23 protein-coding genes and 2 pseudogenes are annotated in these 26,870 nt (G+C 52.7%); 6 read left to right on the top strand and 19 right to left on the bottom strand.

The window, feature by feature from the left end:
- Positions 1 to 80: 80 nt before the first annotated feature.
- Entirely contained in the window at positions 81 to 995 is a 915-nt protein-coding gene (locus tag KQ659_RS05410; RefSeq protein WP_216689931.1) for an aminopeptidase, read from the bottom strand.
- A gap of 216 nt (positions 996 to 1,211) precedes the next feature.
- On the opposite strand from KQ659_RS05410, the gene KQ659_RS05405 reads away from it, so the two are divergent.
- On the top strand, positions 1,212 to 2,369 hold the full coding sequence (locus tag KQ659_RS05405) for a tetratricopeptide repeat protein (protein WP_226929850.1): 1,158 nt from the start codon (positions 1,212 to 1,214) through the stop codon (positions 2,367 to 2,369).
- Between the two features lie 10 nt (positions 2,370 to 2,379).
- On the top strand, positions 2,380 to 3,741 hold the full coding sequence (locus KQ659_RS05400) for a hypothetical protein (RefSeq protein WP_216689935.1): 1,362 nt from the start codon (positions 2,380 to 2,382) through the stop codon (positions 3,739 to 3,741).
- An 8-nt stretch (positions 3,742 to 3,749) separates the two neighbouring features.
- On the opposite strand, the gene KQ659_RS05395 is transcribed toward KQ659_RS05400, so the two are convergent.
- The 5 genes from KQ659_RS05395 to KQ659_RS05375 form a co-directional block, all read right to left on the bottom strand.
- Positions 3,750 to 4,820 (bottom strand): glycosyltransferase family 4 protein, encoded by a 1,071-nt coding sequence (locus KQ659_RS05395; RefSeq protein ID WP_216689937.1) that lies wholly within the window; start codon positions 4,818 to 4,820, stop codon positions 3,750 to 3,752.
- 17 nt (positions 4,821 to 4,837) lie between these two features.
- Positions 4,838 to 5,878: an IS630 family transposase gene (locus KQ659_RS05390; protein WP_216689938.1), complete on the bottom strand. Its 1,041-nt coding sequence runs from the start codon at positions 5,876 to 5,878 to the stop codon at positions 4,838 to 4,840.
- A gap of 98 nt (positions 5,879 to 5,976) precedes the next feature.
- Entirely contained in the window at positions 5,977 to 7,125 is a 1,149-nt protein-coding gene (locus tag KQ659_RS05385) for a glycosyltransferase family 4 protein (RefSeq protein WP_216689940.1), read from the bottom strand.
- Entirely contained in the window at positions 7,118 to 8,371 is a 1,254-nt protein-coding gene (locus KQ659_RS05380; protein ID WP_216689942.1) for a glycosyltransferase, read from the bottom strand. The genes KQ659_RS05385 and KQ659_RS05380 overlap by 8 nt, the downstream gene beginning before the upstream one ends.
- Positions 8,372 to 8,389: 18 nt before the next feature.
- The gene (locus KQ659_RS05375; RefSeq protein ID WP_226929849.1) at positions 8,390 to 8,962 is read right to left on the bottom strand and encodes a glycosyltransferase family 61 protein; all 573 of its coding nucleotides are present in this window, start codon (positions 8,960 to 8,962) and stop codon (positions 8,390 to 8,392) included.
- Between KQ659_RS05375 and KQ659_RS05370 the strand changes: the two are divergent.
- Both KQ659_RS05370 and KQ659_RS22045 read left to right on the top strand, forming a co-directional pair.
- A pseudogene (locus KQ659_RS05370) lies at positions 8,937 to 10,137 on the top strand (ISLre2-like element ISRsl1 family transposase). The gene KQ659_RS05375 and the pseudogene KQ659_RS05370 sit on opposite strands and share 26 nt — an antisense overlap.
- A 12-nt stretch (positions 10,138 to 10,149) precedes the next feature.
- The gene (locus KQ659_RS22045) at positions 10,150 to 10,314 is read left to right on the top strand and encodes a transposase family protein (protein WP_226929848.1); all 165 of its coding nucleotides are present in this window, start codon (positions 10,150 to 10,152) and stop codon (positions 10,312 to 10,314) included.
- Between the two features lie 78 nt (positions 10,315 to 10,392).
- On the opposite strand, the gene KQ659_RS05360 is transcribed toward KQ659_RS22045, so the two are convergent.
- The 6 genes from KQ659_RS05360 to KQ659_RS05335 all read right to left on the bottom strand — a co-directional run bounded on the left by KQ659_RS05360 (position 10,393) and on the right by KQ659_RS05335 (position 18,200).
- Complete coding sequence (locus tag KQ659_RS05360; RefSeq protein ID WP_216689948.1) at positions 10,393 to 11,634, bottom strand: glycosyltransferase family 61 protein; 1,242 nt, start codon at positions 11,632 to 11,634, stop codon at positions 10,393 to 10,395.
- Positions 11,635 to 11,919: 285 nt separating this feature from the next.
- Entirely contained in the window at positions 11,920 to 12,777 is an 858-nt protein-coding gene (locus tag KQ659_RS05355) for a glycosyltransferase family 2 protein (protein ID WP_216689950.1), read from the bottom strand.
- Between the two features lie 132 nt (positions 12,778 to 12,909).
- Positions 12,910 to 13,809, bottom strand: a complete 900-nt coding sequence (locus KQ659_RS05350; RefSeq protein WP_216689952.1) for a glycosyltransferase family 2 protein — start codon at positions 13,807 to 13,809, stop codon at positions 12,910 to 12,912.
- A 6-nt stretch (positions 13,810 to 13,815) separates the two neighbouring features.
- Entirely contained in the window at positions 13,816 to 15,102 is a 1,287-nt protein-coding gene (locus KQ659_RS05345; protein WP_216689954.1) for a glycosyltransferase, read from the bottom strand.
- 23 nt (positions 15,103 to 15,125) lie between these two features.
- Positions 15,126 to 16,325: a glycosyltransferase family 4 protein gene (locus tag KQ659_RS05340; RefSeq protein ID WP_216689956.1), complete on the bottom strand. Its 1,200-nt coding sequence runs from the start codon at positions 16,323 to 16,325 to the stop codon at positions 15,126 to 15,128.
- A gap of 102 nt (positions 16,326 to 16,427) precedes the next feature.
- Complete coding sequence (locus tag KQ659_RS05335; protein ID WP_216689958.1) at positions 16,428 to 18,200, bottom strand: ABC transporter ATP-binding protein; 1,773 nt, start codon at positions 18,198 to 18,200, stop codon at positions 16,428 to 16,430.
- Between the two features lie 340 nt (positions 18,201 to 18,540).
- Between KQ659_RS05335 and KQ659_RS05330 the strand changes: the two genes are divergently transcribed.
- On the top strand, positions 18,541 to 18,951 hold the full coding sequence (locus KQ659_RS05330) for a DDE-type integrase/transposase/recombinase (RefSeq protein ID WP_332875080.1): 411 nt from the start codon (positions 18,541 to 18,543) through the stop codon (positions 18,949 to 18,951).
- A 58-nt stretch (positions 18,952 to 19,009) separates the two neighbouring features.
- Here the strand turns inward: KQ659_RS05330 and KQ659_RS05325 are convergent, their stop codons facing one another.
- The 5 genes from KQ659_RS05325 to KQ659_RS05305 all read right to left on the bottom strand — a co-directional run bounded on the left by KQ659_RS05325 (position 19,010) and on the right by KQ659_RS05305 (position 23,686).
- On the bottom strand, positions 19,010 to 19,930 hold the full coding sequence (locus tag KQ659_RS05325; RefSeq protein WP_216689962.1) for a glycosyltransferase: 921 nt from the start codon (positions 19,928 to 19,930) through the stop codon (positions 19,010 to 19,012).
- A 30-nt stretch (positions 19,931 to 19,960) separates the two neighbouring features.
- Positions 19,961 to 20,536: an acyltransferase gene (locus KQ659_RS05320; RefSeq protein WP_216689964.1), complete on the bottom strand. Its 576-nt coding sequence runs from the start codon at positions 20,534 to 20,536 to the stop codon at positions 19,961 to 19,963.
- A 44-nt stretch (positions 20,537 to 20,580) separates the two neighbouring features.
- Positions 20,581 to 20,991, bottom strand: coding sequence for a sugar 3,4-ketoisomerase (locus KQ659_RS05315; RefSeq protein ID WP_216689965.1), 411 nt, complete (start codon positions 20,989 to 20,991; stop codon positions 20,581 to 20,583).
- A gap of 544 nt (positions 20,992 to 21,535) precedes the next feature.
- The gene (locus tag KQ659_RS05310) at positions 21,536 to 22,636 is read right to left on the bottom strand and encodes a DegT/DnrJ/EryC1/StrS family aminotransferase (protein WP_216689966.1); all 1,101 of its coding nucleotides are present in this window, start codon (positions 22,634 to 22,636) and stop codon (positions 21,536 to 21,538) included.
- Between the two features lie 90 nt (positions 22,637 to 22,726).
- Positions 22,727 to 23,686 carry a glycosyltransferase family 8 protein gene (locus tag KQ659_RS05305; protein WP_216689967.1) on the bottom strand — a complete coding sequence of 320 codons (960 nt, stop codon included), beginning with the start codon at positions 23,684 to 23,686 and terminating at the stop codon, positions 22,727 to 22,729.
- 412 nt (positions 23,687 to 24,098) lie between these two features.
- Between KQ659_RS05305 and KQ659_RS05300 the strand changes: the two are divergent.
- A pseudogene (locus KQ659_RS05300) lies at positions 24,099 to 25,297 on the top strand (ISLre2-like element ISRsl1 family transposase).
- A gap of 24 nt (positions 25,298 to 25,321) precedes the next feature.
- On the opposite strand, the gene KQ659_RS05295 reads toward KQ659_RS05300, so the two are convergent.
- Positions 25,322 to 26,518, bottom strand: a complete 1,197-nt coding sequence (locus KQ659_RS05295; protein ID WP_216689968.1) for an acyltransferase family protein — start codon at positions 26,516 to 26,518, stop codon at positions 25,322 to 25,324.
- Positions 26,519 to 26,534: 16 nt separating this feature from the next.
- The gene (locus KQ659_RS05290) at positions 26,535 to 26,756 is read right to left on the bottom strand and encodes a hypothetical protein (RefSeq protein WP_216689969.1); all 222 of its coding nucleotides are present in this window, start codon (positions 26,754 to 26,756) and stop codon (positions 26,535 to 26,537) included.
- Positions 26,757 to 26,870 lie beyond the last annotated feature (114 nt).

Below are 26,870 nucleotides of genomic sequence, written 5' to 3'. Positions count from 1 at the left end.
AACCATGAAGCTGTTCAGGACGCCTCCAGAATAGCTTCGTATGTACGCAATTTTGGGTAATATGCAACTACTACATCATTTTAAAGCTTATCCATGAGCACCTGATAGAGCGCCAGCATACTTTCGATGTCATTCTTGAATACCAGCTCATCGGGCGAGTGCACATGGTCTTCAGGGGCGCCGACGAAGCACCAGTCCCAGGGCGCAGCGGCGTGTTGCAGTTCCTTGGCATCGGAGCCTCCGCTGCCTTCTACCTCCAGCTGGTGGGGGATGCCCGAATCGGCCGCGATGGCCCGGATACGGTCCACGTACGCCCGGCGCGGAATGAGCGAGTCGCGCAGCGAGATGGCACAGCCCTGACCGGCGTGCACGCCCTCAGTTACCCAGGTGATATCAGAAATCAGGGCCTGGCGCACGCCGTAGGTTTCGTAAATGTATTTGGCGAGATAGGCCACAGAGCCGCCGCCGTGCTCTTCCCAGCACGAAAAGGCAATAATGCCGTGCTCCAGCGTTTCGCACAGGCGCAGGGCGTTCCACACGCCGAGGCGGTTATCGAGGTAGCAGCTTTGCACGGTGGTGGCCGTTTCGCGGAAGTCGCAGTAGAAGGTGAGCTCCGTGCCCCGGTCAATATCGCGGTGGAACGCGTAACCCAGTTCCCCGGTTTCTTCGTCAACGGTTAATGTACAGTCTACTTCTCCTTGCGAATCCTTTCCTACCAGGCGGTAACCTGCTTCGGCCTGCGGGCCTCCAATTCGTACCAATTGCCGGCCGTAGCGCACCGTGAAGCCGATGCTGTCGAGGTGGGCAAAAACGGCCGTACGGGGCTTCCCGAACACCAGCAGAATGCAGTCCTGGAACCGCTCATCGGCGATAATCCGGGGCTGGTGCAACCAGGCAGCCTGCTGCTGCCGGACGTAATCAAGCACAAATTTGGTGAGTGCAGCCTCGTTGCCGGCGGGGGCCGGCAGGCGGCAAAGCGAGTGGAGCAGGTGCATAAGCAAGAGGAAATACGGCCAAAGCTAAGGCAAACTCCGTACTTTAGCAGGCCCATTTCCTCTACTTCCCAATTCGTGCTGGAAGAACAACGGTTTGGGGCTGCTATCTACTCTCATTCTATGCTGCGTTCGCTGTTTTGTGTCTGCTTGGGGCTGCTCATGCTACCATTCCTGGGCAGGGCCCAAACGCTTGATACAATCCGCACCCCGCCCCCGATGAAAACGGTGGCGCTCGATTCGGTGGGCGTGATGCCCTCGGCCATTGATACCAAAGGCTGGCTCCTGCTGGATAAGGATATTCAGACGGAGCTGGATGGCGCGGTCGATAACATTTACAATTTCAAGTTCGACAAGGCCGAGAAGCAATTCCGCTCCCTGCGCCGCCGCTACCCAAACCACCCCATGGCGTATTTTATGCTGGGGCTGAGCACCTGGTGGAAAATTCGCCCTACCAACTTCCAGAGCACGCAGTACGACAAGCCCTTTTTCGCTTACATGGACACGGCCGTCACCAAGGCCCAGGCGCTCTATGATGCGGATAATCACAACTACGAAGCCAGCTTCTTCCTCTCTGCCTCCTATGGATTTTCGGCCCGACTGCACGGCGAGCGCCACGATTGGCGCAAAGCCACCGTTGATGCCCGCCGCTCCCTCAACTATCTTAGAAAGAGTCAGGAAGCGAATGATTTGAGTCCGGAATTCCAATTCGGGCAGGCACTATTCAACTACTATTCGGTCTGGATTGGCGATAATTACACCCTGCTCAAGCCGGTGCTACTATTTTTCCCGAAGGGTGATAAAAAACTAGGACTGCAACAGTTGCGTAGCGTGGCCGCCAATGGCTTTTATACTGCTACCGAGGCCCGGGTATTTCTAATGGGCATCCTCAAGAACGAGGAGAACAATGCCGAAGAAGCCATGCCCGTGGCAAAATACTTAGCCAACCGGTTTCCGGACAACGGGTATTTCCAGCGGTTCTACGCCTTTATGGCGTATGACCAGGGCGAATTCCCGGATTGCGAGCGGGTGAGCCGCCAGATTCTGGACAAGATTAACAAGGGCATGCCGGGTTACGAAGGCATTAGCGGCCGCTACGCCAGCTACTTCCTGGGTTACCTAATGCAAAATCGCTACCGCGACATCGCCAAGGCCAAGGACTATTACCAACGGTGCATCGTGTTTTCCGAAAGCACAGGCGAGACTGCCGGCGGATTTTATTTATTTGCCAATGCCAACCTGGCTCGCATCGCAGTAAAGGAAAAGGACCTAACGGCAGCCAAGCGCTACTACGCGGTAGTGGCCGACAAAGCCGACCATAAGTCGGAACAATACAAAGAGGCTAAAATGTGGTTGAAAAAGAACGGCAAGGCCTAGCCAGCGTATTATGGAGCTAAAGGATTTATATATTACCCCATTTTATCTGGCTCTCATTTATGGGATTGCCTACGGTGTGCGTGGTTCGGTGACGAATGTGTATACCAAAAAGTACTTTATTCCAGCTCTGACGGTTAAAATCGTGGGGGCTATTGTCCTTGGTATATTGTATTATACGATATACGGCGGCGATACCAATAACTATTACAATCAGGCCGGCATCATTTACCATGCATTTGGCGATTCATTTGCAGTGGGCCTAGAGTTGGTTACCACCTCCGGCGATATAACTCCGGCTATTAGTAAGTATGTTTCACGGATGCAGTGGTTTGGGCACGGTAGCAACGAGTATTTCGTTGTTCGGGTCGCGGCTGTATTTGCCCTGCTCAGCTTTTATACTTATACGGTCATTGCTGTCCTGTTTGCCGCCGTTACGTTCAGCGGCATGTGGGTGATGTATATGACATTTGCTAAAATACGGCCACAGGTATACAAGGAATTAGCTATTGCTGTTTTCTTCCTGCCTTCTGTGTTTTTCTGGGGTTCGGGGCTATTGAAGGACTCGCTCTGTCTGGGCGCATTGGGCTGGCTTTTCTATTGCTTCTACCGTGGAGCTATTGAGCGTAAGAACATCATCCGCTGTCTGGTGCTGGGCGTGATGATGAGTGCGGTTATTCTGTCAATGAAGACGTACATTCTGTTGGCTTTCATGCCCCCGGCACTATTGTGGGTATTCAACGAGAGCACCCGCAACATAAAGAGCGCGGCTGTGCGCTGGGTAGCCAAGCCCTTATTCCTGGGCGTTGGAGGGATAGTGGCTCTGTTTGCCATGTCGCAGCTGGCCGCTGCTGATGCTCGATTCAACCTTGATAAAATCGGCGAGCAGAGTAAAATCACCGCCGACTACCTTCAGCAAGTTAGTAAATCAGAACAGGGTTCGGGTTACAACATTGGGGAGCAGGACGGTACCCTCAGCGGTATGGCTAAACTTGCACCTCAAGCCATTGTGGTTTCGTTGTTCCGACCATTCCTGTGGGAAGCCCGCAACCCGACCATGCTGCTGTCGGCCCTGGAGGCCTCATACTTTATACTGCTCACGGTGCGCATCTTTTGGCGCGTGGGGTTCTTTAAAACTCTCAGCGCGATAAGCAGTGTGCCTGTACTTACCATGTGCTTTGTGTTCAGCCTGATTTTTGCAATTTCTGTTGGGATTTCAAGTGGCAATTTTGGTACGCTCGTACGCTATAAGATTCCACTTATGCCCTTCTATCTGAGTGGATTGTATATCCTGCAAAGTATCACAGTGCCACAGGCTGCCGCTAGGGCCGGGCAGCGGCGCATGGCCGGGGTACCCCGTCTGGCGGGGGCCTAGGCGCAGGATTAGCTGAAAAGATTCAGGAAATTGGGGGTATTGGTACGCACCGAGTAGCGTTGCTCAATGGTGGTGCGGGCGGCCGCGCCCAAGTGCTGGCGCAGGCTGGCATCAGCCAGGAGCTGGCGCAGGCTGGCCTCCCAATCAGCAGGAGTAGCGCAAACGAAGCCGTTGTGGCCATGTTGCACCACTTCGGTATTCATCCCAACCGGCGATACTAGCGCGGGTACACCCAAAGCCATGTATTGCAGGGCTTTAAATGCGCACTTACCCTTGGCCCACGGGTCGTCCTCAAGTGGCATCAGGCCGACGTGAAAGCCCAGCAGGTCGGCTATTTCTGTGTCTTTACGCCAAGGCAGGTACACTAATGATTTCAGCGGGAAGGCCGGCGGCTGGTTGGAGATGACCCGGAATTCAAAATCCAGTCCTTCGGCTTCTAACTTGGCCAGCACCGGCACTACCTGGTCGAGGTACTTAAGGGTAGAGTGCGTGCCGGTCCAGCCAATGACGAGGCGGCCGGGCGCGGCTTGGTCGCGCACCTGGTTGTGCAGATGCACCGTGTCGATGGTTGTAGGGTTAACGACGGCTCGGGGGTTGAACTGCCGGGCATAATTGGCTAAGTAGCTATTACCGCAGCTGTTTTTATACGCCCAGCGACTGATAGCGGACACCTTGTGGTGCCACTTCATGCCGGCCGCTATTTTATTAGCCTCGGAAGTATTAGCAAGCCAGATGGCATCGTCGAAATCGTAGATAATTTTTTTACCCAGTACTTCACTAATAATCCACTCAAATACGGGTGGCCCCACGGGCGCAGCCTCGCGGTGCACAAACACAAAATCGTAGCGCGGCACGCGTAACAGCAGCGCCAGCCGCCGGGCAAAACCACCCAGAATGCCCAAAGCCTTGGCCCCGGCGCGGCCCGGCTGGTACAGGATGTTCCAGGTGCCCACCGAGATAAACGGGGCCAGCTGGTAGGTGTGCCCGGCGGCCGTCAGGATATCCAGGTACTGCTCGAAGCGAAAACGCTGGGAGGGTGCCCGGCCGGGCGGATAAGGCACGAGAAATAAGATGCGCATAAGGGAAATTATACTTGTTACGAAGTGAATTGCGCGGCGATAATATAAAATTTCCGGGTTAGTAAGGACGCGAGGTCTTGACCGAACTCGGGGAGCCGGGTGAAGAAGTCAAGCACGGCGGTGCGGAACTGGCCTTTGGTGCGGTAGAAGGTGGTGTTGATAATCTTCTGGCGCAGGTACTTCCAGAAGCACTCAATCAGGTTCAGATTGGGCGAATAGGGGGGCAGAAACACCTGGCAGATGGGCTTTTCGGCCAGCCAGGCCCGCAGCTCCTTGTTTTTGTAGTAGCGGGCGTTGTCACAAACGACGTAAATGCGGGCCTTGTCGGGGTGGGCCGCCAGCAGTTGCTCGTACAAGCGCCGGGTGCTTTGGGCATTGACGCAACTGGTCTCATCGAGCAGCACCTGCGTCGGGGCATAGGCATTGAGGGCGGCGTTGAGATTGACCCGCTCGCGGCCGCTGACCGTGAGCAGGGGCCATTCTTTGCCGGCTTCGCACCAGGCGCGGGTGCAGCGTGTGTTGTGGGTGGGATGGGCCGCATCGGCGTAATAGAGCACCGCCTCGCCCCGCTCGACGTGGGTTTCGAGCACGGCCAACTCGTCGAGAAAGGCGGCCTGCGCTTCGGCATCGGCCAGGCAGGGCACGAGCGTGATGAGCTTGTAGGTGAAGCCCAGCCGGTGCAGCAGGTCGGTCAGGCCTGAGACGGAGTAGGGAATGCCGTAGGTGCGCTGCAGCCAGGCTTGCAGGCCTTTGCAGTCGGTGTAGAGCTGCGTGTTGACTTGCTGGCACAAGTGGGCCAGCTGGGCGCTGGTCAACAGACCCCAATAGCCGGGCTGCTCCGATTTGAGATACCCCACCAAGCCCAGCAGCTGGTACGATTGGGCATAGCGGTAAACGGTGGCCTGGTCCAGGCCCAGGTCTTCGGCCACGGCGACCACGGCCCGACCCCGGTCGAGCATGAGCAGGGCCGTCACCGGCACGTACCCGGCTTTGCCCCGGCAAGCGCGTTGCGCCTGCCGCAACAACTGTCGCTCAGTCTTGAGAAGCCGAATCGTCATGGCACAATTTTAAGACTTTATTCGTATTCCTGTTCGCAATGAATGTAACTACGCGTTTGGTGCAATGCAACTATATTTCACTTCGCATTTGTCATATTTCAGGAGCGCGTTAGCACCTGCTGGTAGCATGCGGCTAGCAACTCATAAGTATGGGCAGGGGCAAATTTCTGCCTCACAAAAGCACGACTAGCTACCGAAAGTTGCTGCCGCAATTCTTCATTGCCAGCTAGAGTTACCATCGCGTCGGCCATGGCCGACACATCGCGGTTAGGCACCAGCAGGCCCGATTTTCCGTTTTCGAACAGCTCGGCCGGGCCGCCGCAATCGGTGGCAATCAACGGCACGCCGTAGTACAGCGCATCAAGGCAGGTGAGGGAAAACGATTCGGCCTCAGAGAAGTTCAGCACGATGTCGTGCGCTTTTATGGCAGCTTCCGTGTTGGCGGCGAAACCGTCAAAATGCACGGCTTCGGCCAGGCCGGCTGCATTCGAAGCTCCTTCCAACTCCTGCCGGAATTTCTGATTTTTTGCCATTCCCATGTCGCCGCCCACAAAGTGCAGGTGCAGATTGGGGTTGCGGGCATGGGCGAACTTAAATGCTTCCAACGCAAAGTTCTGGCCCTTCCCCTGGATATAGTTGCTGAGATAGAGCAGCCGAACGGGCACACCATCTCTGGCTGCTACCGCGTACGGAGATAACTCTTCGCCACGCGCCGGTAAGGGGTCGTACACAGTACGGACCTTGGCATTATCGGGCGCGAAGTACACGCGCACGGCTTCCGACACGCACAGCACCTGCTGGGCGGCATGCTCAGCCAGCCAGCGCCAGGTACGGGCCAGTGGCTGCGGCAAGGTCTGAGGCAAAAAGCGCACGTGGGTGAGTACCTGCAACTGCCCAAGACTAAAAAGCCGCGCCACATAACCCGTGAGATTATAGAAATCGTTGAGATGTACCAGGCGTGCCCCCTGCTTTTGAGCCAGCCGATGAAGCCGCCAGCCATTGAGCAGCAACAACGGCACATACTGTAGCAAATCGGCCTTGCGCCGACTAATTTCCACGAACGGCAGTTCGTGTACCGCGTAGCCATCGGCTTCCAGCACGGCCCGGCCGGTGCTGCCGGTGGGCAACACATACTCAAAGCGCATACCCGGCCGCAACGGGCCGGTGGCGTGGCGCATGGCATTGAGTGCGCCAGTCACGGCGCGGGAGTTATCGACGACGAGCACCAGCGGAGAGTGCTTATCCACGGCTCACCTCCTCTACCAATTGCACCCACTGCCCAAAAATACGCTCGCGCGTGAACTCCTGCATACGCTCGCGGGCCAGCCGGCCCAGGCGCTGTCGCTCGGAGGCATCGGCGAGTAGCGCGGCCATGGCCTCAGTCCACACGGCCTGGTCGGCAGCGAGCGTGGCGGGCTGCGTAAGCATGGGCAACAACATACCAAATGCTCCGCGCTCGGCGTGGCGTAGGGGAGTGGCGGGAGCCCCGGTAGCGGGAGCCAACATTTCGCGGGGCCCGGTAGGACAGTCGGTACTTAGCACCGGCAGGCCGCAAATCATGGCCTCGCCCAAAGCCATCGGGAAGCCTTCCCAGGAGGAAGGAAACACGAAGGCTGTGGCGGGTCGCAGGTACTTGAAAGGGTTTTGCTGCATACCCAGAAAATAAACATCGTAGTCGGGGGTAAGCTGGGCCATGCTTTCCCAGGCAATGTACACGCGCAGGCCCAGCTCGCGGGCACGTGCCGTAAGCATCTCGCGCAGCTCCCCGTCGCCCACAAAAACAAGCTTGGCTGGCTGCCGCCGTAGCAACGCCGCAAAAGAGTCGAGCAGCGGGGCTTGATTTTTTTGCAGAGTCAGCCGTCCCGAAGTCACTAGTACCGGTGCGGCAGCATACACCGCTGCCTCGGCCGCCGACAAAGGCTCGTGACTTTTCGCTTCAATCTGAGCTACTTCAAAAAAATTATTGATGGTCAGCAGTTTGCTCGGCTTCACCCCAAACCCTTCGATGAGTTCCGGAATAATATCGCGGCTCACCGTCACGATACGGTCGGCCCGGTTGTAAAGCAGCGGTATCAGCACGTTTTTACGCAGCCAGCCCACTGGCCCCCGAATGTTGGCATCATGCAGCTTCGAGCCGTGCACACAAAGTATCGTTTTGCCTGGGCCGCCGCTCAGCAGGTTTACATAGTCGGCCCCTTCGAGGTGACTGATGACCACGGCTGGCTGCAGCCGCTCGCGCAGTTGGCGCAGGCCGCTGATGCGCCGCCGGAAGTTTTGGATTTTGGCCAGTGTGCCCCCTCCCCCGCTCACGTCTAGGCTCACCACCGGGTTGCCGCTGGGGTACAGGTCGCCGCCTTCCAGGTTGAATACGGCTTCGGTTATAGCATATTGCTTGGCCAATTCCACGCTATGGTCGTGAAATACACGTTGCGCCCCCCCCAGCCCCAGGTTTGGAATGAGTAATAGAATTTTAGTGGAGAACGTTGTTGTCATAGCAGAATGCCTCAATAGTTAGTGTTGCAGCAGCGCTGCTAGGCGCTGGCGGAACCCGGTCGGGTCTACGCGGAAACCGCCCGAAAATTGCTGAGAGCCTGGCAGACCAATCAGGCCATCGCAATGATAACCCAACTGATTGGCCAACATTATATTGTGAAAGGGGAAATATGTCGCGGGCGGATAAATCTCCAGTAGCCCCAAGGGACGGCCACCCCTGAAAATGATGTTAGCCAAGCCCGCCCCATGAATACCCACCACGTAGCGGGCCTGTCCCACAGCCTGAATTTGCTCCGGCAAAGTTAATTCATCAAAGTCCAACACTTCGAAGCCCATCTTCTGGCAAATACCCGCTATTTCCGCATTATTCTCGATAAAGCGCAGCCGCTTGGGGCTGTGGGTGATAAATAGCCGCCGGTTATATGAGCCAGTACCAATCCGGTCTTCAGGCCGCACCATCTCCAGAATGCGGCGGTAGTAGTGTGGTGTATGGGTCAGTGGCTTGCAAAAATAGGTGCGGTGGGGTGCAACCCAAATTGTCGCTAAATTCGGATTAACTTGTGTCATGACAACAGCACCTACCACCGCCATGAGCAAGGCTGAATATCTGGCATTGGCCGAGCAAAAATACGACGATTTGCAGGCGCTTGCGACCCAGCCAACGTTTTACGGTTACGAGAAATCCTTTGAAGCCATCTGGATGGATTTAGGCCGTCAAGTGTTGGAGCGCAACGTCGGCGTTGTGCCGGCTGACCGCCGAAAAAAAAAAGATGACGACCCGCTTTGGTCAGATTCACATAGCGAACAATCAGGCATTTAGCCATCATCCGAACGGGTTTGGCATCAGCCCCTACCTACAGGAGAAACTGGTTTTTTTGGGGCAATTCGAGGTCTATCAACAGGCCGCCGCGTTGGTCGAAATGTTGCTGGGCCTATCCGTGGGGGCCAGCCAAATTGACCGCCTGACGCACTTTTACGGCGGGGCCATCGCCGACGATATAGACCTGGCCGCCGCCGATGCCGCCGCCGTGGGGGTCGTCTACGCGCAGGCGGACGGGGCCATGCTGCTGACTGACGAAGGCTACAAAGAAGTGAAACTGGGCCGTATTTTTGCGGCTACAGCCCTGCAAACGAGCGCCGTAGAGGAGCGGGGCGGGCACATTGCCTCATCCGTTTTTGTGGGCCATCGAGGGAATGCGGCGGCGTTTGGGGTCAAATTTGCGACGCAAATCGCCCCCTACAACGGCCGGGCGCGCGACCTGGTTTTTATCAGCGACGGGGCGCTGTGGCTGCGTCAGCTGATGGAAAAAACGTGTCCGCAGGCAACGCTGATTTTGGACCTCTACCACGCCATGGAACACATTGGCCAAGCCGGAAAGGCGGGTCTTGGGACCGGACAAGCGGCTGCCGACTGGTTTGATATACAACGCAAATTAATATTAGACAGTAAGTTATACGAAGTATTGACAAACCTCCAGCAGTTGAAAATAGCCCCTGCCTTGCGCCATTCCGTCGGTGCGTACCTGCAATCAAACCGCGACCGGATGGATTATAAATCGTACCGCGAACGCGGGTTGTTGATTGGCTCGGGGGCCATCGAATCCGCTCACCGCACGGTGATGCAACGGCGCTTAAAGCGGGCGGGGCAACGCTGGAGCAACAACGGCGCACAGCGGGTCTTGACCCTGCGCGTTTGCGCGATGAGTAATCGGTGGCACTTGGTACGACAACGCATTGAACCCTGCAACCCACTCAGGCAGGAATAGCGACAATTTGGGTTGTACCCAGCAAAAGAGCGAATTAAGGTGGAACATTCCATTGGCGGCTTAAAAAGATATCGCATTTTGAGCGATAGAATCAGACTGCACCATAACCAACTGTATGATGATGTATTAGAGGTCTGTGCTGGCCTCTGGAATTTTCACTTAGTACCTGATTTATAGATCGCAACAAGTCTAAAAAACAGAACCAAGCATTCCCGGCCACGTCCACAAGCAAACCTTGTTATAGTTATACCCGAATCAGCGTTGTAGCAACACCTCCAAACGCTGCCGTAATTCGTCGGTATCTACCCGAAATCCGCCCGAAAAAGCCTGCGTTCCCGGTTGTCCAATCAGTCCGTCGTACTGAAAGCCGAGTTGATTTGCCACTAAAATGTAGTGAAAAGGAAAATGAGTGGCCGGTGGGTAAATTTCCAATAATCCCATCGGCTGTCCGCCCCGAAACAGCATGTTTGCTAACCCGGCACCGTGAATACCCACCACGTAGCGGGCCTGCCGCATGATACGAATTTGCTGCGGCAGCGTCAATTCATCAAAATCAAGCGTCTCAAAACCAAGCTCTTGGCACACATTCGCAACCTCGGCGTTATTCTCCACAAAACGTAGCCGCTTGGGGCTGCGCATGATAAAAATGCGTCGGTCTTGACTGCTGGTTTCCTGCCGGTCTGCGGGACGAACCATGTCCAGAATACGCGAGTAAAACTGCGGCGTGTGTGTCAGTGGCTTACAGAAATAAGTTCGGTGACTACGAATGTATTGCGTGTCCTGTACTACCCAACGCCGGTCGCGCAAATACGGGTGGCTCAGAAAATACTGAAAATAGGCCCGGTCGTAAAGTTTTTTACTAATTAAAATCGGTACACTCGGCAATAATTTCAGCTTTTCTTCCAGAAAAAAAAGCTTGGCCAATACGTCGTTGTAGAAATGATAATAATTTTCTTCTCCCGTGTCGCGCAACGATATCAATTCCGCGTATTCTTCGAGCGGCGCGTTACAGAGCCTCTTTATTTTACCAGCGGGCTTGGGCAAATACGGAACCCGGCTAAATCCCAACGAAGGGTAAATCAACTTGTTTTCGAGCGACATAGCCCACCCGTAATGTGGCTCGATAATGCACGGCTTATCATAAATTAACAAATATTCGTCCTGCGTCCAGTCGATATTATCCTGCTCAAATTGCTGCCGCAGACGCGCGTCAAGATGGGTCGTTTCGGGCGTATAAATTCGAAAGGGATAATCGTCGCGCCGGATAATAAAATCCGCTTGTTGAAAAGGCTGTTCTGGGAATCGTATTTTATCAATTGTTTTTATTCTGGCCTTATTTACTGCCAGTTGCACCTGCCGCAGCAAAACGAGCGGCAGTAGTTTCTTTAATGTCTTTTTTATGCTCTCCCGCATGGCTGATAGGCAAATTACGTTGATGACAACCTTGTCGGTGCCAGTTACAATCTGATGGAGTGCAACCCAAATTGTCGCTTCCACCCTTCGGCAATGGTGCCGGATTTACGTTGTTATCGGCCCAGGCACCAACGGTGGCCCATTCAGCGCTACGCGCAGGGCTGACAATACGACAATTTGGGTTGCACCCATCTGATGTTATGCAGGTGGGGCGATTGGCGCGGGGCTGTGCCCCGTGCCAAAGTGCCGCAGGCTTCCAGTCTGCAATCGTTGAACGGTTCAGTGCAACTATTTCGGTCGGAGGTACGGGTTGAAAACCCGCAGCACTAAGTCACAGAGCATAGCCCCGCGCCAACCGCGAGACAACAGCTACAATAAATGCTTCACGGAAGCCAGAAACCGCCGCCGCCACAGTACGGTAGGGTCGGCTCTCAATGCTTTGGCCAGGTAACGCAATGTGTCGAAGCGGCGACTTTTGGCCAGCGCCAGCGTCAGGGTGATGAAGGTGTAGCGGTTGGCCACGAAGTACGCCACCTGGCCAGCGTAGCGCCGCCGGAAAGCCGCGTTGGCGACCATCAGGTTAGCGAAAAGCTCGTCGCGCTGCCGTACTGCTTCCGGGGCCACGGTGTTGAGGCTGCGGCCGGCGTGCTCGCGCAGGCAAAAAGTGCATTCGCTGATGCTGTGGAAAGTGTACTCGCTGGCCAGGCGCAGCCACAGTTCCCAGTCTTCGGCAGAAGCCAGGCGGCGGTCTTCCTCGAAGGGGTTGGCCAGGGCGATATCGCGACGCACGAACACCGTGTTGCAGGCCAGGTGGTTGTTATCAATCAGGGCCTCGTTGGTAGGGCGGCTAAAATCGTTTTCGCGGGCCAGTACGTGGCCGTCGGCTCCAATAATCTCATAGCCGGTGTGTACTACTTCCACCTCGCCGTGCCTGGCCAGGTACTCGCACACGGCCAGCAAGTGGCGCGGGTACATCTCGTCGTCGGAATCAAAGAAATTAACGTAGGTGCCGCGCGCGCGCTGAGCACCGTAATTGCGGGCAGCCCCGCGCTCGCCGTTTTCTTTGTAGTAATATGCAAGGCGTGGGTCGGCAATCGTTGCTACTACTTCGGCGGTGTTGTCCCAACTGCCGTCATCGACTATTATCAGTTCAAAGTTTTGGTACTCCTGCCTCAAGATGGTTAGCACGGTTTCCCGAACAATGTCTGCCCGGTTGTAGCAAGGCACAACAATTGAGAAAAAAGGCACTGAGGGGGCGGAAGTATCCACTATCAATCTAATAAAGGTGACTTAAACTTGGAGCTAACAGGCGCAACATAATATATTGCTCAACAGCACAAATAAAATGAGAATATAAAATCAAAGCGGTTGGCCCCGTAGCAGCTTACCGTATTGCTGCAACATTTGCTGGCGATGTTCAGATGCACCTCTCATTAACAGGAAATTAGCCATTTTTGTCAGGTAGTAGACCTTTGTAGTAGCCCATCCGTATTCACGCACAAGAAAGGTATCTTCGTTTTGCAGAATCATATTTCCTTGATTCAGACGCTTTTCTTTCTTTGTGCTTTGTGAGAAATGGTGCATTACCCGGGCCTGGGGCACGTATTTTATATTATAGCCAAGCTTACGTACGGTATAGCTCCACTGCAAATCCTCGGCATACATAAAGAAATCATCGGCTAGTTGACCTCCAGGCATTTTATCAATTACGCCTCGTTTGAGATGATAGTAGGTACCCCACACCCAATCAGGATACAATGGCTCATCATGGGAAAAAAAGGCCCCTTGCAATATTCGGCCCCGCTGTTCGGCCGACATAAATTTTTGTAGGCGCAGTAGTTCCACCAATTGTAAGTTGATGGATGGGAATCGGCCACAGGAATGTTGTATCCGTCCGTCTGGATATTCCAGCCGAGCCGTAGTCAGGCCTAGTTTTGCATCTGCCATAAGCTCCTGATAGGTCAGTGTCACAGCATCATTCAAACAAGCGGCGTCGCTATTAAAAAGCAGAATAGTTTCGCCGATAGCGTGACGTATACCGAGATTATTCCCTTTCGCAAAACCTGAGTTATCCGGATTGCGCACCAGTTTAATGGTTGGAAACCGCTGTGCAAATAGACCGGGGTCGCACTCCGTGGAGGCATTATCAACCACAATAATCTCATAGCTAACCCCATGGGTATGCCTGATAATAGATTCGACGGCTTCGCTGGTAAGCTGAAAGGTATTGTAATTGATAATGATTATTGAAACCTGCATAGTAGACTACTTGGTAGCGGCTAACACTTTCGTGTAAAGCTGCTCGTGAGACGCTATAAATTGCTCCATGTCAAATCTGCAACGGATAAGCAAAGCAGCCTTGCCGTGCTGCGCCAGCAGGCTTGGATTGTTAACGTACTGCTCCATATGGTGGAGCAAGCTTGAAACGCGGGGAGTAGAATCCTCTTCCATCTCAATAAGAAAGCCTCCTGGTTCATTATCCGCTGGCGTAATGATTTCCGGAATGCCACATAAATCACTGGCGATAACTGGCACCTGATGCTCAAAAAACTCGACTATACTCAATGGCAGGCCTTCAGAGAAGCTGGATGGAACCAAACCAACGTCGCAAACCGACATATAGTAATGAGGGTCATCAACACTGCCCACGAAGATGATATCTGGATGCTGGCTGCCTAGCTCGGCTTTTATTTCGTCGATGCACGACCCTTCGCCCATGCAGAGCCATACCAAGTGGCGCTGCGGGTACCGGCGCTTCAGCTCCAGGTAAGCAGCCAGGGCAAAGCGCCAGCCCTTCTGCTCGGTGCCACGGGCAATCATGCCGAACACCAGCGCGTCGGCGGGAATACCCAACGCTAGTCGGACAGCGGACGCGTCAGGTAGCGGCTGCTGGTGGCGTACGACGCCGTTATAAATCGTCGTGACGGGCGTACGGAGCCGCTCCGCCGGAGCCGCCGGGCGCTTGGCCTTCAGGCTTTCGTACTCGGCTTTGTGGTCGGTGGCCAGCACTTTTTCCCCGTAGGCTCTCAGTTGCGCCGAGTCATCGTGAGTGTTGCCTTCCCTCAATACCCGGGCGGTGTATTCTGATACAGCCACAATGGCCTTAGCCTTGTTGGCGTACGGGTAAAAAGAGGTATCACCGACCTTCAGCAACATGGTGTAGCCGTTGTGGTCGGTAATGACGACAGGCACCGACAGGAAGCGGGCAACTTTTGTGAGCCGAGAATGCGCTACTAATATCTCGTGCCCATGCACCAGGTCAATCTTATGCCGGATGAGCACATAGAAGAAAATCAGTGTCTTGCAGGCCTCGTGAAAACCGGCGTAGCCCGTCAGGCGCTTGAACAGGCCGTTCATCTTCCACAGTACCCGATTCAGCACGGGGAAAACGGTCATGTCGAGCAGCCTGACTTTTGGGCTGAGATACGATTCTATCATGCCGGCATCCACGAGCTGCTCACCATGGTTGAAATAAAACACTTCGTGCTGCTCGGCCATGCCCGAAGCCAATGTGAGCGCAACGATGTGCGAGCCCGCTTTCTGCAAATTCAAGGTGGTATATAGAACTCTCATCCTTAGGCAGCAGTAGAATGAGATGCACCAACAGCTGTTTGAAAAGCTTCTTCGTACTGCGCGGCGCAAGCAGGCATTGTAAACCGTTGACTGGCTTCAAGCGCATTGTTCTTATGGGCCGCGTAAAGAGATGGCTCAAGGTAATACTGGCGCATGGCGGCGGTTAACATAGCCAGGCTGGGTATGTATGTAGCTGCGTCTACATCGATAAGTATTCCCGTGGGACCGCTCGTGGGTTCTAATAGCTCTGGAATACCTCCCACTCGGGTAGCAATAGACGGTTTGCCACTAACCATGTATTCAATAATTGCCAGCGGTAGCGCTTCGGCCCGGAAATAGGTTGGGAGTAATCCTACATCAAACCCAGCCATGTAAAAATCAGGATTTGGCACCTGCCCAGTAAAAAGAATATCAGTATCGGCAGCGCATTCAGCTTGTAGCTGCTTTAAATAGTCGCTGCCGCCAACCAGCACCAGCCGAACTGGCCGTTCCTGGGCTAATGCCCGCACAGTACGAAAGGCCTGCACGGCATATTCCCATCCCTTTTCGGCAATCCCGCGTGCCACCATACCAAACACAAATGCCTCTGGCGAAATACCCAATGCCCGGCGAACATCGGCTGCCACGTAAGGCTTGGTCACCACGCCATTGTAAACCGTTTGGATGGGTGGCAGGTCTGAAAAAGCATGTTCCAAATTGAGCTGGCAGTAGTTTGATACGGTCAGAATACGCTGTGCACTACGCAATACCGGCAGAAAATCGCAGCGGCCTTCAAACAGGAATTTGTTGTATTCGCCGTGCTCAGTAATCACCATTGGAAGGCCCAGTCGTTGGATGACCGGTGCACAAATTGCATCCGAAAACGTGGCGTGGCTGCTCACCAATTCAATGCGGTGCTGTTGCAGGCAAGCTGCCAGGTAGGCTTCCTGCCGCTGGCGATAGAATATGGCCGGCCGGCCCAAGCGCTGTTGCAACGCATTGACTTTATAAGCCCAAAAGGAGGTAAGCGGATTATCAGCCATTGATAATACCTTCACTTCCGGTGGCAGCAGACGAGCCACTAGTTCATGGTCAATCAACTCCGCCCGCTGATTGAACACAAACACGGTGTGGCCCCGGCGGTGCAGCTCGGCGGCCAGGTTCATCGCCAGCACCTCCCCCCCTCCTACTTGCAACGACCACGTGGAAATCAGTATTCTCATTGTTTGGGCTTTTCTTCTCTCATTAGCCACCGGCCGTTTTGTCTGGGTGCTGAACCAGTGTTTTTCCGGCAATGGTTCCCACCGCTAGCCGCCGGGGGATACTTATACGTGTTTGGCGACCAGCTCATCGTATGTATGAACGGCGGCTATGCGCCCGTTCTTCAACTCGTAAATCCGGTCACACTGCCGCAGTGTGGTAATGCGGTGAGCAATGATAAGAATCGTAATGTCAGTACTTGAAAGCTTATTAATAGCCTCATTCACCTCTCGCTCGGTCTGATTATCCAAAGCACTAGTGGCTTCGTCCATCACCAATATCTGCGTTTGCTTATACATAGCCCGGGCTATGCCGATTCGCTGCCGCTGACCGCCAGATAGTTTTGCCCCACGTTCCCCAGCGAGCGTATCGAGACCTTGCGGCAGTGATTTAACAAAATCTGCCAGCGAAGCCTGCTCCAGTGCGTAAGCCAAACGTTGCTCATCGGGGTGCTCCTCCCCCAGCACAATATTATCACGCAGTGAGCTCTCCATCAGAAACGTGTCCTGCTTAACATAGCCTACTAGCCGGTGCCAGGCCTCGGTATATTCGGCAGTGAGAGGTACTCCATCCACTTTGATATCTCCTCCTTGCTGACTATAAAAACGCAGCAACAAATTCATAAGGGTTGTTTTGCCAGAACCGGAACTACCGATGAAGCCTATTTTTTCCCCTTTTTTTATCGTGAAATTCACATCCTGCAACACCACCTTGTCAGTTCCTGGAAAGGCAAAAGAAACGTGACTGAACTCAATCGCATGGTCAAAGTCGATGGTAGGACTCTGCGGTACTTTGTGGGTTTGCCACTCTGCTTCGCGGAATGCCTCTAATGCTTCCATGGTGTAGAAATTCTGCTTTATGGTCACCAAGGCCGAAAGAACCCGATTGACCGAAGGCATAAGGCGGTAAGCAGCAGCGGCAAACAGCCCCACAAGCGTCACCAGGTTTGCGGTATTGCCTGACAACAAAAGTGAATACAGAAATATGGTGACGATGGCCAGTATAGCGACCATCTCGATAACCCGCAGAGGCAACATGTTGTACAAATAGGCTTTTGCCTCCATTCCTTGAATGAGCCGCTGATTTTCGAAAATGCGGTCACGAAATCGACCTAGCTTATTTGCTAACTTCAACTCCACAAAACCTGAGAATGTATCCATCACCATCGAATAGGCTTTGGGACGATTCTTATCGAGTTGATGCCCCAATTCCTGCGACCGGTTTTTAAGAAGCCGGTACATAAGGCCCGTAGTAGGTACTAGCGTCACTACCAGAATCACGAAGAGAATGGGCTGGTATATCAAAATACCCACCACAACAATAAAAACAATTATTACTTCGGAAAGAAGCACAAAAATCTGTCGCGTGATGCCATTCACATAGGATGTCGGTATTACCAACGCTTCGTTAGCCACCCGCGCAGTACCTATTTCCTGAAACTTCCAAAAAGGGAGTGTCGTGTATTTTTCAAATTGGTTATCAACAATTTTCAGGGCCACATCAGCTATAAACCGTACTTGCGCGTAACTAATCCAACTCGTAAATATGTTTTTTAACAGAAAAAAACTAAATATGAACAAGATGGCAAAAACCAGAAAGGCCTTTTCCGTATGAAAATTCATTGTGGTATAGAGCCACGAAGCCCACTTTGACTTCTGCACCGAGCCGGGCTCTGAAGCCAGCATTACTACGGGCACTAAAGATGCCAACCCAAACACATCGAGCAGCGAAGCAATAATCTGAAGCACGAACATCAGTATTGCCCGGCTTTTCTCTGCTGGCGACAAGTAGTGCAGCAGGCTTCTAATTGAAACCGCTACTATATTTCCTTTGAACATTTGATGCTATAACTGTAAGAATATCATGGCGGCGCCTCTTATTCATCCCCTTGACTACCTACAAAGGTAAGGAACGAATAGGTGGCTCACTCTGAAAAAGCACCAATCCGCATTTTCAGAGCGCACCAAACGGTTAAAAATAAGTCGTTTTATTAAGCTATGGCCCAGCATTTTCACTGTATGTGGTACGCCAGTAGACATGTAATAGTTATAAGCGTTTGTTAGGCATTGCACATAATTGGTAGAAAAAAGAAATCAGCCAAGTTACTTCCTTTTCCTCATCCGACCTAAGATGTGCGAAACGGACCTGACTGATTTCCAGTGGTAAGTTATTTAAGAAATCCTGCCCGATACGCGCCGCCGCAAGCACTCACTGCACCTGGCCGCGCAGATGCCCACCGAACTCGTGCTCCACGCGCTGGAACAAGCCCTGACGTTGCGCCAGCCCGCACCCGGGCTTATCGTCCACGCCGACCATGGGAGCCAATACACCAGCGCCGCCTGCCGCGCCCGCACTGTCCAGGCGGACGGGCTGCCCAGCTTCAGCCAGCCCGGCAACCCCTTCGACAATGCCCAGGCCGAAGCCGGCTGGAGCACGCTCAAAACTGATTTACTGCCCGGCGGCAGCCCCTTTGCTTCGCTGGAAGAGGCCCGGCTGGAAGTGGCCCATTACCTCGACGCCTACTTCAACCTGGACCGTCGGCACTCCGTCTGGGCTACCGCTTACCCCACCAATTTGAACACGACCTGAAAACCAACCTACCTTAGTTCATTGTCTGTTTTACCTAGACCAACCCATACAGTCCACATTACCGCCGCCCCAGCAGTCGCTGCAGCTTGGTTACCTGCTGACCGGTCACGCCCAGTTTGGCCAACATATATAGTCCCCAGCTTTTCAGCGAGTGGTCGTCCTGCCAGCGCACGCGCAGCCAATACGCGGCTTGCGGGCTACCAATCTGGTATAGCAGTTCTGAGCGAAGGCGCATCTGGACAATGATGGCGGCATCAGCCTCGGGGCTAAAACCGCGTTGTTTGTCGAGTAGCGCCAAAGAACCTTCCTCCATCTGTCGCATGCGTGTATTAAAAGCCGCATTAGCATGACGCCGGTAGCGGGCGCTGACTTTAGGTGAGTAAAGAAATTTGTACTCTTTTGCCAACCGCAGCCACATGTCCCAGTCCTCAAAGGGTAACGTCTCGTCGTACAGCCCCACTTTATCGTAACACGAGCGCCGTACAAGCGTACCCATTGCAGCAATAACACAGGACTTCAACAAAACGATATATACCTCCTCCGGATGGGGAATAGCAAAGTCATCCGGTTGTGGAATAGTCTGCCCTTCGCTATTCATGAACTCAATTGCACTGGTTATCACTCCGATTTCGGGTGGAGAATTAAGCAATATAGGCACTTGAACAGCCAGTTTATCAGGCAAGTACACATCATCAGAGCCGATGATGCAAATGAACTCACCTTTCGATTGCGTCACAATATCATTACACACTCGACAAACCCCTAGGTTCGTACTATGCCGGATAAGCCGGCCATTTACTTCTGGATGAACTGCTAACCAAGTATCGGCTACCGTTACTGAATCGTCGGACGAGGCATCATCAACAATGAGTAGTTCTACGCACTGATAGGTTTGCAAGCGAATACTCTCAAGGGTTTCCCGCAGATATGAAGCATTATTGTAAGAGGCAACGCCAACTGTAACTAAGGGCAAATCCATAAGGTGGGTTTATTAATCTATGTACACTAATTAATCTTTAGGCTGCAAGCCGCGGTCCGTTTCGCAGTAGGTACGCTGGCCATCGGCAGAACGCCAGCAACCAGGTCCGTCAGCTAACAGCTTTTCGCCGGTTTCGTCCACCCACCCGTGCTGCCGGGCAGGGTTGCCGTATATCAGTGCATAATCTGGCACGTCGCGGGTAACTACCGCACCAATGCCAACTAATGCATACCGGCCTACTGTTGTACCGGCCAAAATGGTGCTATTAGCCCCCAGTGAAGCCCCTTTACGCACCAAAACGGGCCTTAAGGTATAGTCCCGGTTTTTGCTTCTTGGATGAATATCATTAGTAAATACCACGTTAGGGCCAACAAACACGTCGTCTTCCAAAGTGGTGCCATTCCACAGGTAAATACCGCACTTTAACGTCACATTGTTACCTAACACCACTCCCGATTCGGCAAAGCAATGGTCACAAATATTACAGTTTTGCCCTACCCGAACGCCCGCCAACAAGTGCACAAAAGCCCAGATGGTAGTGCCTTCGCCAACGGCAGTCGTTTCTACCAGCGAGGAAGGGTGAACAAAATAATTTTGAGTATTCATAGTTGACCTTAATTGTTATTTGGCTATTGAATTCATTTCAAAATCTAAAGCATATTATTTTCAACTAGCTTCGCGTATTCGTAGTAGCTGCGGATATAATCTGATTCCGCGTATTCCATGGAGGCCAGGCACAGCAACACGGCATCCGGGCCAAATTTTATTTCGCGCCAGCACATACGAGGAATATAGAGCACCTTGTCAGGGTTGTCGAGAACAAAGGAATGACGTAATCGGTCAGGCGTTTCAACCGTCATTTCAAGGACACCGCTTAATGCGACGATGAGCTGCTCCAACTCGTAATGTGCATGGTGTCCACGGACTTTATTAGACGGAACTCCGAAGGTCCAGTAAGCACGTTTTATCGAAAACGGCAAATTATCACCCTCAGCAACTACTAGTTGTCCAATATCGGTTGAACCAATGTTAGATAAAGTTATAATATGAGGTTTAGACATCAGAAAATTTTAAATTTGTGTACTTACGAGCATTAAAATCGATTAAATTTCTTTAGAATCAGAAATACACCTATAAGTTAGTAAAAACGAAAAAAAGAGCTACTCCACCGAACTCTTATAAATATTTAGCTTCAAGCTTTGCAGGAACAAATAGCATAAGCAGGTGCTTATACATTCGCTTTTCGACTACTTCATACATTATGACAGCGGAGAGTAGATTCACAAGCAATACCAATGGCATTACCCATATAGCATCCCGTGGCAAAAGCCCTCTTGCCCAAACTGTATCGAGGGTGACCAGGATAACTAGTTGCATGATGTAAAAACTATAGCTAATTCGGGTGCAACCCAAATTGTCGCTTCCACCCTTCGGCAATGGTGCCGGATTTACCTTGTTATCGGCCCAGGCACCAACGGTGGCCCATTCAGCGTTACGCGCAGGGCTGGCAATGCGACAATTTGGGTTGCACCCGCTAATTCGCCCAAGATATCCCATCCATGCAGACCCCAATCAACGCAGAAGAATTGTTTGAGGGCCATATGCCTATAACACACTGCGAATACTTGCGGCCACAGTTGCCACATGCTCTTCAGTCATTCCTGGCCACATAGGCAAGCTTAAGCTGGTATCTGCCAGTTCTTCTGCAATGGGATAAGTGCCTTTGGCAATGCCCATGTGCGCGTAGGCCTGTTGTAAATGCGGAGGGACCGGGTAATGAATGAGTGTACCAACCCCCGATGTAATAAGATGCTGTTGAAGCGCATCACGCCGGGAGGTCCGCACTACGTAGAGGTGAAAGACGTGGGTGCTGCCTTGTGCAGTAACGGGTAATTGCAAATCGTCAATGCCTCCTAGTTGCTCGTCATACCAGCGGGCTACTTGTTGGCGCTGACGAGTCCATTCGGGCAGATGTTTCAGTTTTACCATTAAGGCTGCGGCCTGCAGCTCATCCAGTCGGGAGTTGTAGCCGATGACTTCATTATAATATTTCTGCTGGGACCCATAGTTGCGCAGCGTCTGAATTTTTTGGGCCAGGGCTTCGTCGTTAGTGGTAATAGCGCCGGCATCACCCAGGGCTCCCAGATTTTTTCCAGGATAAAAGCTGGTTCCATTGGCGTGGCCAAAGCTGCCCGTCAGGCCTCCATGAGCAGTGGCTCCCTGTGCCTGGGCATTGTCCTCAATTACGAGCAGATTGTGCCGCCGAGCAATTTCCATAATCTGTGTCATCTCACAAGCCTGCCCATATAAATGAACTGGCATGATAGCTCGGGTGCGTGCCGTAATGGCCGCCTCAATCCGGCGAGGGTCAATGTTGTAAGTAGTCGGGTCCGGCTCTACCGGTACAGGCGTGGCACCGACATACGAGACGGCCAACCAAGTGGCAATATAGGTATTGGATGGCACGATTACTTCATCGCCGGGACCAATACCCAGTGCCACTAACGACATATGCAGCGCATCAAGACCGTTTGCAACTCCAATGCAGTAGCGGGCACCAGAAAAAGCGCCGTAAGCAGCTTCGAAATCCCGCACGTGCTGGCCAAGTACATACCATTGCGAATCATAGACAGTTGCTATGGCCGCCAGGACTTCTTCCCGGATGGGAGCGTGCTGGGGCGTAAAGGAAAGAAAGGGAATCTTCATGTTTTATAAAAACCGCGAGCAGGTCAGCCAGGAGTCAAAATAATTAGTACGCTTTGGGTAAAAAATGGGTTAGTTACTTTTCACATTTTGCTACCGTCCTAGCGCAGCCTTTAGCTTCCGCCATGCTTGGCCCACCTCCGGGTAGTTGAAGTACGTTTCCAAAGCCCTGCTATACAACAGGTTCACCATGCCTTGCCGGGTAATCGTTTTCATAATGAATTGCCCGGCTTTGGCGCTGGGTGACTGCCAAAGGTACTCCGAATACAGAAAGCGGAGCTTATTTTCGCAGGCGCGGTGCCAGGGCTTATTGCGGCCATTGTAATGAATGATAATTTTATCGGCCAGAAACTTTCGGTATTCTCGCTTTGGAAGGTCATGTGGAATGTATGCTTTCATGAGGTTGTAGCGACTATCAAGCCGATGCCAACCCCCATTGAACACTACATTCAGTGCATCCTGGTCGTGGTACAACAACTTTTCGGCCTGGGTAATAATCACCTGTATTGCCTGCTCGGTAATCAATTGGTCACGCCACTTAGGCATATCCATGAGCAGCATACCCGAGTTGAAATAATCCTCGAGCCGGTTTATTCCAATTTCAGCGCGTAGGGGTACCTCTGCCTCCATCACGGCCCCAACGACAGCCTCGCCAAGGTCGGTTTCACATACCTCCCGTAAACTGCCAATTACGAGCATGTCTACGTCGAGGTACAGCAGCCGTTCAATATCTTGGGGTATCAAACGCGGAAAAAACAGGCGATAATAAGCCGCTAATGTTATGTAGGCTTCCGGCTCGTCAGGGCCAGGTACCGGGAAGCCATACATCACCTCCGGGCTAATATCATAAAAATGCATGTCGCCCCCTTGCTGCCGGGCATAGGCCACCAGGTTTGCTTTTTCAGCCGCTGGCACATCAGTAGCAATGGCATGCACCTGGATTGGGCAATCCTGGTTGTTGCGAAAAACAGATGTCAGCAGTACATACACGGGCGTAACGTACCCTTCATCGAAGGCTATTGCCACATGTATGACAGTTGCTTTTTTTTGCATAAACGAAACCTAAGTGAGAATACACCGCAACGAAGCGAATGTCTGGCTGCAGTGTATTATTCAGAGATATAAAAGACAAAGTTACGCATCTAATAGGGTGTAATTCAAAACTACGCGCTGCCACCGCCAAGCAGAAATTCGGGCTGGTGTCTGATGCCCTCAGTGGAGCCCAGAGGCAAGGGCCGATGACTCATGAAAAGGGCAGCGCGTAGTTTTGAATTACACCCCATCTAATATGGACCGCTTTATGGTTGTGTCGAATTCGGGAGGTGCAACCCAAATTGTCGCATTGCCAACCCTGCGCGTAACGCTGAATGGACCACCGTTGGTGCCTGGGCCGATAACAAGGTAAATCCGGCACTATTGCCGAAGGGTGAAAGCAACAATTTGGGTTGCACCCTTAACTTGTGTCATGACAACAGCACCTACCCCCACCATGAGCAAGGCTGAATATCTGGCATTGGCCGAGTAAAAATACGACGATTTGCAGGCGCTTGCGATCCAGCCGACGTTTTACGGTTACGAGAAATCCTTTGAAGCCATCTGGATGGATTTGGGCCGTCAAGTGTTGGAGCGCAACGTCGGCGTTGTGCCGGCTGACCGCCGTAAAAAAAGATAACGACCCGCTTTGGTCAGATTCATATAGCGAACAATCAGGCATTTAGCCATCATCCGAACGGGTTTGGCATCAGCCCCTACCTACAGGAGAAACTGGTTTTTTTGGGGCAATTCGAGGTCTATCAACAGGCCGCCGCGTTGGTCGAAATGTTGCTGGGCCTATCCGTGGGGGCCAGCCAAATTGACCGCCTGACGCACTTTTACGGCGGGGCCATCGCCGACGCTATAGACCTGGCCGCCGACGATGCCGCCGCCGTGGGGGTCGTCTACGCGCAGGCGGACGGGGCCATGCTGCTGACTGACGAAGGCTACAAAGAAGTGAAACTGGGCCGCATATTTGCGGCTACAGCCCTGCAAACGAGCGCCGTAGAGGAGCGGGGCGGGCACATTGCCTCATCCGTTTTTGTGGACCATCTAGGGAATGCGGCGGCGTTTGGGATCAAATTAGCGACGCAACTCGCCCCCTACAACGGCCGGGGGCGCGACCTGGTTTTTATCAGCGACGGGGCGCTGTGGCTGCGTCAGCTGATGAAAAAAACGTGTCCGCAGGCAACGCTGATTTTGGACCTCTACCACGCCATGGAACACATTGGCCAAGCCGGAAAGGCGGGTCTTGGGACCGGACAAGCGGCTGCCGACTGGTTTGATATACAACGCAAATTACTATTAGATAGTAAGTTAGACGAATTATTGACAAACCTCCAGCAGTTGAAAATAGCCCCTGCCTTGCGCCATTCCGTCGGTGCGTACCTGCAATCAAACCGCGACCGGATGGATTATAAATCGTACCGCGAACGCGGGTTGTTGATTGGCTCGGGGGCCATCGAATCCGCTCACCGCACGGTGATGCAACGGCGCTTAAAGCGGGCGGGGCAACGCTGGAGCAACAACGGCGCACAGCGGGTCTTGACCCTGCGCGTTTGCGCGATGAGTAATCGGTGGCACTTGGTACGACAACACATTGAACCCTGCAACCCACTCAGGCAGGCATAGCGACAATTTGGGTTGCACCCCAAGTTAATCCGAATTTAGCGACAATTTGGGTTGCACCCTTAGTAGTAGATGCATCGGGTGCTCGACAAACCGGTAAAGCAGAATGGCAACTAGATTGATAATGATAAATTTGCCTAAAATATTGTGCGTGATGTAATCATTCAGCAGGAAGTCAAGAACGCCCACATGGATGAGGTAGAAAGAATACGAGCTTTTTCCCAACAAGTCGAACAGTGGGGTTTCCAGAATACGTCTCATCCAGTTCTGTTCGTGAAGCAGCCCCCACAAGAACAGCACGATGCCACCGGGCAGAATAGCATTCCTAACTAAAAACGAACTGTAGTTGTCCATATGCCATACGGCAGTTGCGTAGGGCGTATTACGTTCAAAAAAGCAAATGGCACCCATACAGAGGGCCATCCAGATAATACCCAAGACAGTAATAAGTCCTCCTTTTTTTTCTTGCACGGGATACTTGCGCAGGTACAATGCCATGCCCATACCAGCCAAGAACTCCAGGCACCGCCCAAAGAAAGTCCAGTCAAGCATGAATTTGACAGAGCCAAAAAAGCCAAGCAATTGCCCGGGGAAATTACTGCCTACTGCGACCAGCAATATGCCAATCCCGAAGAGCATAACTGGGTAAAACACTAGCCGCCACCGATTCCGCCTCAGCCCCAGCAGCAGAAATGGCGCGCTCAGGTAGAAACATTCCTCCACCGTCAACGACCAGCCCTGGCCTGCCATCGTGAACCGATAACGGTCGAAAAAACCACGCAGGAAGGTGAGGTTCAAAAAGACAACCAAGAACTTATCTTTTAAATTATAAAACTTCCACAAGCGTGAGGGGTCGTACCCAGCATTTATAATTGTCCCAATCAGAGTCGCGATGGTTACCAGAAAGTACATAGGGTAAATTCGGGCCACCCGATTTTGCAAATACCGCCGGGCCCATTTCCAACTCAACTCAATATTCTGCTCGTAGCGAACGGTAATTAGGAATCCGCTCAGCACAAAGAATACGGAAACCCCAATGGATAGCGCGCTAAAAAAGTGGAAGAGGCCGTCGTGAAATAGGCTTTTGGGACCAACGCTGTTAAAGGGATTATCATGCGACAGAAACACCATGTATGCGGCTATTGCCCGCACGCCGGTCAGAACAGGAAAATACTGGCCTTTCAAGGCAGTTCCTGGCACTTGTCTTTCAGTAGTAGTATTCATTAGTATTCATTGATGCTTATTTGTTCTGATTCGGACCGCTCACTGCCCGCACTACATATAGCGGCCGCTTTCGGGCAGCGTCCAGTCCGCGCCACACGTATTCACCAATCCCCCCCAGCGCCACCATCTGGAAAGCCGATACGAAAAGCAGCACCACAATGAGCGTAGTCCAGCCGGCGGGCTCGTTAGGATTGGCAATTTTGAGAGCGATAATATGGAGGCCGTAGAACAAGGCCACTCTACACTACTATTTTTTCGAAGCCTCTCGCGGCCTCTCATTCAACTTCGATTTTCAGCCTTTAGAGGCTTTTTCGGAATGAACCGAAGGCGAACACAAACTGAATAAAAGTGG

Origin of the sequence: Hymenobacter siberiensis, assembly GCF_018967865.2 — a bacterium.
Taxonomy (GTDB): Bacteria; Bacteroidota; Bacteroidia; order Cytophagales; family Hymenobacteraceae; genus Hymenobacter; species Hymenobacter siberiensis.
This window is presented reverse-complemented; position numbering and strand designations above follow the sequence as displayed.

Excerpts from the sequence above, each read along its gene's own strand:
- KQ659_RS05310 (WP_216689966.1), bottom strand. The coding sequence starts at position 22,636 with ATGAAGATTCCCTTTCTTTCCTTTACGCCCCAGCACGCTCCCATCCGG.
- KQ659_RS05325 (WP_216689962.1), bottom strand. The coding sequence starts at position 19,930 with ATGGATTTGCCCTTAGTTACAGTTGGCGTTGCCTCTTACAATAATGCT.
- KQ659_RS05375 (WP_226929849.1), bottom strand. The coding sequence starts at position 8,962 with ATGGCGGTGGTAGGTGCTGTTGTCATGACACAAGTTAATCCGAATTTA.
- KQ659_RS05295 (WP_216689968.1), bottom strand. The coding sequence starts at position 26,518 with ATGAATACTACTACTGAAAGACAAGTGCCAGGAACTGCCTTGAAAGGC.
- KQ659_RS05400 (WP_216689935.1), top strand. The coding sequence starts at position 2,380 with ATGGAGCTAAAGGATTTATATATTACCCCATTTTATCTGGCTCTCATT.
- KQ659_RS05340 (WP_216689956.1), bottom strand. The coding sequence starts at position 16,325 with ATGAGAATACTGATTTCCACGTGGTCGTTGCAAGTAGGAGGGGGGGAG.
- KQ659_RS05390 (WP_216689938.1), bottom strand. The coding sequence starts at position 5,878 with ATGACGATTCGGCTTCTCAAGACTGAGCGACAGTTGTTGCGGCAGGCG.
- KQ659_RS05315 (WP_216689965.1), bottom strand. The coding sequence starts at position 20,991 with ATGTCTAAACCTCATATTATAACTTTATCTAACATTGGTTCAACCGAT.
- KQ659_RS05305 (WP_216689967.1), bottom strand. The coding sequence starts at position 23,686 with ATGCAAAAAAAAGCAACTGTCATACATGTGGCAATAGCCTTCGATGAA.
- KQ659_RS05350 (WP_216689952.1), bottom strand. The coding sequence starts at position 13,809 with ATGCAGGTTTCAATAATCATTATCAATTACAATACCTTTCAGCTTACC.
- KQ659_RS05395 (WP_216689937.1), bottom strand. The coding sequence starts at position 4,820 with ATGCGCATCTTATTTCTCGTGCCTTATCCGCCCGGCCGGGCACCCTCC.
- KQ659_RS05335 (WP_216689958.1), bottom strand. The coding sequence starts at position 18,200 with ATGTTCAAAGGAAATATAGTAGCGGTTTCAATTAGAAGCCTGCTGCAC.
- KQ659_RS05410 (WP_216689931.1), bottom strand. The coding sequence starts at position 995 with ATGCACCTGCTCCACTCGCTTTGCCGCCTGCCGGCCCCCGCCGGCAAC.
- KQ659_RS05405 (WP_226929850.1), top strand. The coding sequence starts at position 1,212 with ATGAAAACGGTGGCGCTCGATTCGGTGGGCGTGATGCCCTCGGCCATT.
- KQ659_RS05320 (WP_216689964.1), bottom strand. The coding sequence starts at position 20,536 with ATGAATACTCAAAATTATTTTGTTCACCCTTCCTCGCTGGTAGAAACG.
- KQ659_RS05380 (WP_216689942.1), bottom strand. The coding sequence starts at position 8,371 with ATGACAACAACGTTCTCCACTAAAATTCTATTACTCATTCCAAACCTG.